Here is a 9,419-nt window from a genome sequence, read left to right as displayed (position 1 = left end):
AGAAACCTCATCTGCACATGCCCCCCAATGGAAGCATACGAAGAAGCCGCCGAGTGAAACAAAATAACCCCCGCCACAGCGGGGGTTTTTCTTACGGGGTGAACCCCTCAGGCACGCCATACGGCGGATTTTCCACGCTTGTCCCTGTCAGAGATTGCAGAAAGGCGACGAGGCTGTGGATTTCCTCGTCGGATAGTTCTACCGCAGTAATGTCGATTTTGGCGCGCTGACGCTCCATTTCGAACTTGTCATCCCACACCACAAAATCCGCATGCTGAAGCCAGGGCACGTCAGGCAAATCCGCCATGTCCCGGGTCCACTCCGACAGGCTCTGCTGCGGATTCAGATGATGGCGGATCATGCTTTCCAGATCTGGAAATGCTCCGTTGTGGCCATAAGGAGCTGTCAGGGCCACGTTACGCAGCATCGGCGTGCGAAAGCGATAGGCATCCTCTAGCCGGTCGCTCTCGCCCATACGGCCCACATCGCGGACGTAGGGATCCCATTGCCTTGTCCGGCCCGGTCCGAATGATGGCAGTGCTAGTGCGTGAAACTTCTGATCGGACATGAGCGGTCCGGAATGGCAGGCCGAGCATCGCGCCCTTCCATAAAATAGGCTCATGCCGTTCTGTTGGTCCTGTGTTAGGGCGGAAGTGTCCCCGGCCAGATACTGATCAAACGGGCTGTCAGTGCTGCGCCATTCGACCGCCATGAATGCCGCAAGCGCATTGGCGATCTGGGTGATCGAGATGTCTTCGGTCGTTTCGATTTCATCAAACGCTCCGACGATGGCCGGGCCATAATCCGGATTGGTGCGCACCCGTTTGGCGAGGATCGGCCAGCCTTTATCGATCCGGTCATGTACAGCGCCTGTGACCTGGTTCTCGGCCACGTTACCTGCCATTTCGAACTGCGAAGTCAGCGGGAAAAGCGCCTGCGCGGCCAGCAGGGAATTCAACCCCTCGGGCAACCATTCCTGCGCAGGCGAGTTGAAGCCGTTGCCATAAACATCCGAAATACTCAGGCGGCCATCGTGGAACAGGGTGTGAAGGTCCTTCGCCCCAAGGTTCCAAAGGCCCGGAGAATTTCGAGGGATACGTTTTCGAATCTTGTCGGCTCCGGTGCCCGGTGTGCGCTCAGGTCCCAGACCCTCACCGCCTTCGCCGATGCCCAATGACAATCCGTCCGACGTTCCAAAATCGGGGTGATGGCAATGGGCGCAGGCGATGTTCTGATTGCCCGACAGGATCGGGTCGTAAAACAGTTGATGACCGATGGCGGCCTGTTCCATATCAAAGGACAGGAAATCGTCATCTGTCAGCGGTCGTGGAAGTTCTTGCGCGATTGCCGCCCCGGCCCAGAGGAAAGCAGCCACCCCATGCGTCAGTATGTTTTTGCCCTTTGTCTTTTTGCGACTCCGGCGCTGGCCGAGTTGGAACAGGCCCGCGATATGATGGAGGCCGGGGAGTTCGCGGCTGCGCGCGAGGAACTTTGGCCTGCCGCGCGTTCTGGCAACGCCGAGGCCGAGGAACTGATCGGCGTGATGTATGGTCTCGGACTTGGAGTTGAGCAGGACTATGAAAGAGCGTTTGAGTGGTATCTGCGCGCCTCGATGAAAGGTCATCCCGGGGCGCAATCCGGCGTCGGCTGGTATTATGAACTGGGCCTTGGCATGCCCGCGCCTGATTTGGTGCGGGCTTACATGTGGTACACGCTCAGCGCCATTGGCGGCGATCCCGACGCGGCGATCAGCCTTGAGGAAGTGGTCAAGAAAATGTCGCCGGAGCAGATTGAAAGGGCGCATGTTCTGGTCAACGACTACAAAGGGTGGATGTACCCGTTTCGGTGAAAGGGCCGGGCCACAAGGCCCGACCCACAATTGATTAGTTCAGGTCTGCATCGCGCGACGCATTGATCTCGCCTTCTGCGATCGAAACGGCTTCGGTCAGCGCGGCAAAAATCTCATCACCGCGAGCCACGTTGGACTGGAACCACTCGTAAACAGGTGTAGCCGCATCTTTGAACGCGGCTTTCTGATCGGGTGTCGGGACGTAGAGGTCACCACCACCCGCAACGAAATCTTCATAAGCCTGGATCGACTTGCGCTTGGGCGAGGCAAAAGTGGCCTGCTGCAGGGCGTAGAAGCCGTCGACGACTACGCGGCGCAGATCTTCGGGCATCTCTTGGAACTTGGCGTTATTCATCCACCACAGCGCACCCATATAGGCGTGGCCGTCCAGCGTGACGTATTGCAGACCCGCATCCGGGAATTTCATGCCCATGATATCGGTGATGCCGTTCTTGGATCCTTCAACAACGCCGGTCTGGAAGCTGGTGAAAAGTTCGGGCCACGGGATCGGGGTGGGCGAGGCACCCAGCGCCTTGACCAGTTCCTGCGGCAGGTCGGCGACCACGGTGCGGATCTTCAGCCCTTCCATGTCTGCGGGTTCGGCAATGCGGCGCTGCGTGTTGGCGAAGTTACGCCAGCCGCCGGTGTTGCCGATGGTCATCAGACGGATCGCACCGCCGGAATCTTCCAGCGCCATTTCGCGCATTGTGCGGGTGAAATCACCTGATAGTACACGCTCGGCCACGCGGTCATCTGCCATCAGGTAGGGCAGGTCGAGGACCTGAACGTAGGGGAAGATCCCCGAGGCACCGCCCGAGGTAGAGATGTAGATGTCGATGGTGCCATCAGCCACGCCCTGCAGGCATTCCGCGCCGTTTGAACACAGCTGCGTGCCAATGAACAATTCGACTTCGATCGCTCCGTTCGAGGCAGCTTCGACGAAGTTCTTGAAAACGATCAGACCGTCATAGTCCTCATCGTTTTCATTAGAGTTTGCAGTCGCGCGCAGCGTATAGTCAGCCGCAGTAGCCGCGATGGCGGACGCGGCAACCAGCGATGTCGCTAGGGCTGCTGTTTTGATAAATCTTCCGAGCATGCGTTTCCTCCCTGTGATACTCAGTCAGTTTGCAAATCCCGTTATGCGTGGGATCGTCATTGATAATGCGGGGACATAGGTGATCAGAAAGATCACGATGATTTCGACGGCCAGGAATGGCAGGATTGCCTTGGCGATGGTTTCAACTTTTTCGCGCGACACGGCGGCGGCCACAAACAGGACCAACCCCATAGGCGGCGTAGCAAGGCCAACGGTCAGGTTAACGCTCATGATGATGGCAAAGTGGATCGGGTCCACGCCAAGGCTGGTGAAGATTGGGGCCAAGATCGGACCAAGGATGATAATCGCGGGGCCTGCATCAAGGAACATGCCGACTATGAACAGCAGCAAGTTGATCAGGAACAGCAGGATCAGCGGGTTTTCCGACAGGCTCAGGATCAATTGGGCCAGTTGTTCCGGCGCATGGCTTAGGCTGACGACTGTCTTGAACGCCATCGCGGCACCCACCAGCAACAAAACGACGGCCGAGGTCAGACCTGCATTGCTGAGAATTTCAGGCACTTCTTTTATTGTCAGCGTGCGCAGGACAAAGAACCCGATGAGGAATGCGTAGCCGACAGCAACCGCCGCAGCTTCGGTCGGTGTGAAAATACCGCCCAGAATACCCCCCAGAATGATCACCGGGGTCAGCAGGGGGAAGAATGCTTTAAGGCTGGCCTGACGCCGCTCTCCCCAGGTGTATTTTCGGCTGGCGACAGGGAAGTCGTATTTGTCCGCCATGAACTTGATCATCAGCATCAGGCCAACGCCCACCATGACGCCCGGCACGATGCCCGCAAGGAACAGCGCTGCAACGCTTTCGCCCATGACATAGGCGTAGATGATCATGATGCCCGAGGGTGGAATGATCGGTCCGATCACCGAACTGGCCGCTGTGATCGCGGCAGCAAAACGGCGGGTATAGCCCTGTTTTTCCATCGCCGGGATCAGCATTGACCCCAGCGCCGATGTGTCGGCCACGGCCGAACCCGAAAGCCCGGCAAACAGGATCGAGCTGAGCACGTTCACATGGGCCAGACCGCCCCGAAAGTGACCCATCAGCGCCTGACTGAATTCAACCAGCCGCAGGGTGATGCCGCCCCGGTTCATCAGCTCTCCGGCCAGCATGAAGAAGGGGATCGCCATCAGCGGAAAGCTATCCATGCCGTTATAGACATTGCGATAGAGCAGCGTGATGTCGTTGGTCTGACCGTTAAGCCATAGCAGAATGCCGGGCGCGGCCAGCAACGCGAAAAAGACCGGCAGGCCGATCAGCAGGAACACCAGAAATGTGGGTAGGAACCATATCAACATTTATTCGGCCCCCACAGGTGCATCAGCAATTTCAGGCAACAGATGTCCGCCGCCCAGAAGCGTCACGATCGCGCGCAAGATCAGCTCGATATTGACTGAAATCAGCAGGATGACGCCAACCAACAGCGATGCCATCATCCAGCTGCGCGGGATGCGATACCACTCGTCAAATCCAAAGGATGTTGGCAGATACAGCGCCGCTGTCGCGAATTTGCCGCCAAACCCGGTCACCTCGGACCAACCGATATTGACGGCGACCAGCAGTACGGCCAGCGAAACCAAAAGAAGCAAGATATTCAGGGTCTGCCCGATCCCACGCGGCAACATCAGGGGCACCATGTCGATGGCGACGAACCCGCCACGCCGAAATGCCGTAGGGGCCATTAGGCCCGTCATCCACAACATACAGAACCGCGCAGCCTCATCCGGCCAGGGCAGCGCGTTGCCCAGAACGTATCTGAAAAACACCTGAATCAGGATAGCGATCACCATAAGCGCAATCGCAACGACACCAACCGCGCGGCCCAATCGCAGCACGGTTTCATTCACAAACGCGATCGGCGCAAGCACCGATGTCAATCCGCCCATGCGGATCCTCCCTTTTCAGCCGCGGGCCTTCACCGCGACAGTTATTCCGCGCTTACTGGTGCGCGAATTGGCCGAGCTTTCCGGCGTAGAAGGTCAATGCGTCTCCGTCCGCCATACTGGCACGCAGGACCTTTCCAATAACGATAACGTGGTCGCCAGCGTCGTGATAAGCGTGTTGCTCACATTCGAAACGGGCTAGGCAATCGGGCAGCAGCGGGGTTCCGTTTTCACAGCGCTCGTGGTCGATATCCTGAAGCGCAAACGCGTCTTTCGAGCATCCAAAGCACAGCTCGGCCTGTTCCGCTGAAAGGACGTGAACACTGAAATGCCGTGCTTCTTGGAAATAACGGAACCTGCGCGAGTTGCGATCGCCTGCCCACATAACAAGTGGTGGGTCCAGCGAAAGGGACGAGAAACTGTTGGCGGTGATGCAGACCGGCCCGTCTGTGCTGTCACAGGTGACGACGGTGACACCGGTGGCAAAACGACCAAAAGCGTCGCGCAAGGTTCGGGTGTCGTCTCTGTGGGGAACGAATGTGTAGGTCATGTCCTTTGAGATTGCATTCATCATGGTACCTCATGCCCCAGTGCCGCCTCATACAGGCGGTACCAGCTCTCGCGATCCAGGTTGACTTTCAGCGCGTCAGAGATGCGCTTGATCCGGTCCAGATTGTTGGTGCCCAAGACCGGAAGAATGCCAGCAGGGTGGGCCAGCAGAAACGCCACCGCCACAGCGGCGCGATCCACGCCGAATTCCTCGGCGATTTCGTCCGCTACAACCCCGACCGGAGGGTTTCCAGCCATCAGCAACCCGCCACCCAAGGGTGACCACGCCATCACCGGCTGGCCATGCTGCTGATGAAACGCCAGATCACCGTTGGTGAAGGGGCCGATTTCGCCCAGAGAAATCTCGATCTGGTTGGTCACCAATTGGGTTTTCATCGCCGATTGCAGCAAGCTCCAGTCCCATGGGCGGAAATTCGACACGCCAACTGCGCCGACCTTGCCGCTAGCGACAACTTCGTCCAGCGCGGCACCTGTTTCGTGATGATCCATGAATGGATCGGGGCGGTGAATCAGCAGCAGGTCGATATGATCGATGGCCATTTCGGACAGCGATGTCTCAACCGATTTCAGGATATGCGCGCGTGAGGTGTCATAGTATTTGCACTTGGCGTCCGCATACCGACCCGTCGGCGCGACGATGTCACATTTGGTGACGATTTCCATCTGCTGACGCAGGCCTGGATTTGCGCGTAAGGCGTTGCCGAGAACAGCCTCGGCCGCGTAGCCGCCATAGATATCGGCCTGATCGAAGGTGGTGATGCCCTGATCCAGACAGGCCTGAATCTTGGCTTCGACATGACCCGTCGAAGTGTCGTCGTCGTCGCCCAGCCGCCACATGCCGTACACAATGCGGCTCATGTCCAGCGAGTCAGATAGTTTCACACGTTGCATCAGCGACGAACTCCATTGCCCAGCGGCGTGGCCGGGGTATTTGCAGGGACCCTTCCGTAGGCTTCGGGAAGGGAACAGGTTTTCAGTTTAGGCATAACACGGCTGCCAAAATGGCGGGCTTCGTCCATGTGGGGATATCCCGAGAAGATGAAGGCGCGAATGCCCATCTTTTGATATTCCTCGATCTTGGACATAACCTGATCGGTCGATCCGACCAGAGCGGCGCCGCACCCGGACCGCGCGCGGCCAACGCCGGTCCAAAGGCCGGGTTCGACATAGCCATACTCATCCGCAAGATCGCGGTTCTTGGCCTGATGCGCGACGCCCAATGATGTCGAATCCAAAGCTCGCTCACGGATGGCGCGACCGTATTCGTCATCCAGTTTCGAGACGATGTAGTCGGCGTATTCCTGCGCTTCGGCCTCGGTATCGCGGACGATCATGTGCACGCGTAGGCCGTAATCGAGTGTGCGGTTATAGTTCTCGGCAACCGCGTGGACGGCTTTCATCCGTTCGGCAAGTTGATCCTTGGTTTCGGGCCACATCAGGTAGACGTCGCAATGCTCGCCACACAGATCCAGAGCGGATGGGGAATAACCACCAAAGTACAGCAGTGGGCCGCCGGTCTGATATGGCTTCGCCGGGTCGGTCGTCAGCCCAGAGAAGTTATACACTTCGCCCGCATGATTGATCTCATCCTGCGTCCATGCCTGTTTCAGTATCTCCACCACTTCGCGAGAACGCTGATAGCGATAGGCGCTGTCGGCTTTCTCTCCGGGGAAATCGGATGAGATGATGTTGACCGTCAAACGCCCCTGCAGCATGTGGTCCAGCGTTGCGATGGTGCGGGCCAGCATGATGGGTTGCATCTCACCGCAGCGCACAGCAGCCAGCATGTTGATCTTTTCGGTGATCGGTGCGCATCCCGCAACAAAGCTCAGCGTGTCCTGACCCACCTGATAAGACGACGGGCAGAGGATGTTTCTAAACCCTTGCGCCTCGGCCTCTTTCACGATGCCCGAGCAGTGGTCCCAGCTGGATCGTAGATCGCCATCAGGTATTCCAAGAAACTGGTAATCGTCGGAACACAACGCCGCAAACCACGAAACCTCGGCCGCATTCAGATCGGGTGAGGTGATGGGGACGATGGTCATCTGATTCGCTCTCCACGTGGCTGTGACTTTCCTCTTGCGTAGCAATCACATTGATGTAGATCAATGGTGTATCAATTTTTCCTGCGACCGAGTGAAGCGCCCAAAGATGTCGTCAGCCAACCGAAACCCGAACGCCCTGCCGGTTTACGTTCAGATTGCCGAGCTTCTGATCCGCGACATAGCTGCTGGTCGCCTGATCGATGGCGAGCGCTTGCCGCCCGAACGAGACCTTGCCGCGGAACTGAAAGTATCAGTCGGAACTCTGCGAAAATCGCTCGCCGAGCTTGAGAAAAAGGGGATGCTGGAGCGTATTCAGGGTTCGGGCAACTATGTACGCGAGACCGGAACGCAGAACAGCGTCTATGCAATGTTCCGACTGGAGCTGCCTGAAGGCGGTGGGTTGCCGCGGGCGGATATCCTGTCAGTAGACCATCTGAAAAAGCCTGCAGATTTGCCGCGATTTGGTGCTTCGGACATGGGCTCGCGGGTGCGTCGAATGCGCTACCTGAATGATACAATTATCGCGGTTGAAGAAATCTGGCTGGATGAGTCTGCTGGTTTGATTGATCGACAGCTGCTGTCCGACTCGCTTTATCGGTATTACCAGCACCAGTTGGGGTTCTGGATCACGCGTGCTGAAGACAGGGTTTCCCTCGGGACGTTGCCGGATTGGACGCCCCCTGATTTCACCAGACCAGCCGGAGAAACGGTTGGGTACATCGAACGGTTCAGTTGGTCAGAGCGACCCGAACCCGTTGAGTTTTCAAAAACATGGTTCGACCCGGATCGGGCCACCTATGTCCAACGACTGAAGTAAAAGGAACTGCGCATGACCCGGACCATTCACTACGGGCTGATCGGATGCGGTATGATGGGGCAGGAACACCTGCACAATATTGCCCTGCTGGACGACACGCGCGTTTCAGCGATTTTCGAACCGGATGCCGAGATGGCGAAGGCTGCGCAGGCGATTGCGCCTGATGCGGTGATGGTGTCTTCGGTCGAAGAATTGCTTGCGGTCGACGATCTGGACTGCGTTGTCATCGTTAGCCCCAACCACCTGCATGTGGATCAGATCGAAGAGATTGCCCGGACGCGCCCGTTGCCGTTGTTGGTAGAGAAACCTCTTTTCACAGATCCGGTGGATGCGGCGCGGCTTGAGGCGCTGCAGCGTGACTATCCGCACCCGATCTGGGTTGCGATGGAATACCGCTATATGCCGCCGATCGCTGCGTTGATCGCCGAGGCAGAGGCCACGGGCGGTGTTAAGATGCTGTCGATCCGAGAACACCGTTTTCCGTTTCTGGAAAAAGTCGGCAATTGGAACCGGTTCAATCGCAATACGGGCGGGACATTTGTCGAGAAGTGCTGCCATTTCTTCGACCTGATGCGGCTGATCCTGAAATCCGATCCGGTGCGCGTCACAGCAAGCGGTGGGCAGGCAGTCAATCATCTGGATGAAGACTACGAAGGGGAAACACCGGACATTCTGGACCATGGTTACGTGATTGTGGATTTCGCTTCAGGCGCGCGCGCGATGCTGGAACTGTGCATGTTTGCGGAAGGATCCCGGTACCAAGAGGAAATTTCGGCCGTGGGGCCGGATGCCAAGATCGAAGCGCTGGTTCCGGGACCAGGGCGATTCTGGCCAAAGCATCTGGGCGCGCCGCCCGTACCCCAGGTCATCGTCAGTCCGCGCGATCCCAAAGGGCCTGTTTCAAAAGACATCCCCGTCGATCCGCGCCTTTTGGAGGCAGGAGACCACAACGGCTCGACCTTCTATCAGCATCAGGGCTTTCTGGCGGTTCTGCGGGGTGAAAAGGCTCAACCGGACGTCACTCTGAACGATGGTCTTTGGGCCGTTCGTATGGGATTGGCGGCGCAGCAGGCATTGGAAACCGGAGAGGCTGTGCGCCTCTCGTCTTGATGCCGATAGGAAACCCGTGTTCCGGATACGCAC

General features: G+C 57.7%; 10 protein-coding genes. 3 read left to right on the top strand and 7 right to left on the bottom strand.

The genetic code is table 11. The features are described from left to right. Nucleotides 1–91 precede the first annotated feature (91 nt). Nucleotides 92–1,375, bottom strand: coding sequence for a cytochrome-c peroxidase (locus tag GOW16_RS17580; protein WP_170417457.1), 1,284 nt, complete (start codon nt 1,373–1,375; stop codon nt 92–94). Between the two features lie 3 nt (nt 1,376–1,378). Between GOW16_RS17580 and GOW16_RS17575 the strand changes: the two genes are divergently transcribed. Further along, nucleotides 1,379–1,849, top strand: coding sequence for a tetratricopeptide repeat protein (locus tag GOW16_RS17575; protein WP_170417454.1), 471 nt, complete (start codon nt 1,379–1,381; stop codon nt 1,847–1,849). Between the two features lie 34 nt (nt 1,850–1,883). Here GOW16_RS17575 and GOW16_RS17570 read toward each other — a convergent pair whose 3' ends face one another. From GOW16_RS17570 to GOW16_RS17545, 6 genes are read right to left on the bottom strand one after another with little or no spacing between them, the layout of a single operon-like run. Further along, the gene (locus tag GOW16_RS17570; protein ID WP_170417451.1) at nt 1,884–2,945 is read right to left on the bottom strand and encodes a TRAP transporter substrate-binding protein; all 1,062 of its coding nucleotides are present in this window, start codon (nt 2,943–2,945) and stop codon (nt 1,884–1,886) included. Nucleotides 2,946–2,969: 24 nt separating this feature from the next. Beyond that, on the bottom strand, nt 2,970–4,259 hold the full coding sequence (locus tag GOW16_RS17565) for a TRAP transporter large permease (RefSeq protein WP_170417449.1): 1,290 nt from the start codon (nt 4,257–4,259) through the stop codon (nt 2,970–2,972). Continuing rightward, the gene (locus GOW16_RS17560; RefSeq protein WP_170417447.1) at nt 4,260–4,847 is read right to left on the bottom strand and encodes a TRAP transporter small permease; all 588 of its coding nucleotides are present in this window, start codon (nt 4,845–4,847) and stop codon (nt 4,260–4,262) included. Between the two features lie 52 nt (nt 4,848–4,899). Further along, entirely contained in the window at nt 4,900–5,415 is a 516-nt protein-coding gene (locus GOW16_RS17555; RefSeq protein ID WP_170417445.1) for a flavin reductase family protein, read from the bottom strand. Continuing rightward, on the bottom strand, nt 5,415–6,305 hold the full coding sequence (locus GOW16_RS17550; protein WP_170417443.1) for an aldo/keto reductase: 891 nt from the start codon (nt 6,303–6,305) through the stop codon (nt 5,415–5,417). The genes GOW16_RS17555 and GOW16_RS17550 overlap by 1 nt, the downstream gene beginning before the upstream one ends. Next, the gene (locus GOW16_RS17545; RefSeq protein WP_170417441.1) at nt 6,305–7,459 is read right to left on the bottom strand and encodes an LLM class flavin-dependent oxidoreductase; all 1,155 of its coding nucleotides are present in this window, start codon (nt 7,457–7,459) and stop codon (nt 6,305–6,307) included. The genes GOW16_RS17550 and GOW16_RS17545 overlap by 1 nt, the downstream gene beginning before the upstream one ends. A 106-nt stretch (nt 7,460–7,565) precedes the next feature. Between GOW16_RS17545 and GOW16_RS17540 the strand changes: the two genes are divergently transcribed. Both GOW16_RS17540 and GOW16_RS17535 read left to right on the top strand, forming a co-directional pair. After that, nucleotides 7,566–8,276, top strand: a complete 711-nt coding sequence (locus tag GOW16_RS17540) for a GntR family transcriptional regulator (RefSeq protein WP_170417439.1) — start codon at nt 7,566–7,568, stop codon at nt 8,274–8,276. A gap of 12 nt (nt 8,277–8,288) precedes the next feature. Continuing rightward, nucleotides 8,289–9,386 carry a Gfo/Idh/MocA family protein gene (locus tag GOW16_RS17535; RefSeq protein WP_170417437.1) on the top strand — a complete coding sequence of 366 codons (1,098 nt, stop codon included), beginning with the start codon at nt 8,289–8,291 and terminating at the stop codon, nt 9,384–9,386. Nucleotides 9,387–9,419: the final 33 nt, after the last annotated feature.

Origin of the sequence: Ruegeria atlantica (assembly GCF_013033965.1) — a bacterium.
Lineage (GTDB): Bacteria > Pseudomonadota > Alphaproteobacteria > Rhodobacterales > Rhodobacteraceae > Ruegeria > Ruegeria atlantica_D.
The sequence above is the reverse complement of the archived record's forward strand: the minus strand, read 5'-3'. Positions and strand labels throughout refer to the sequence as shown.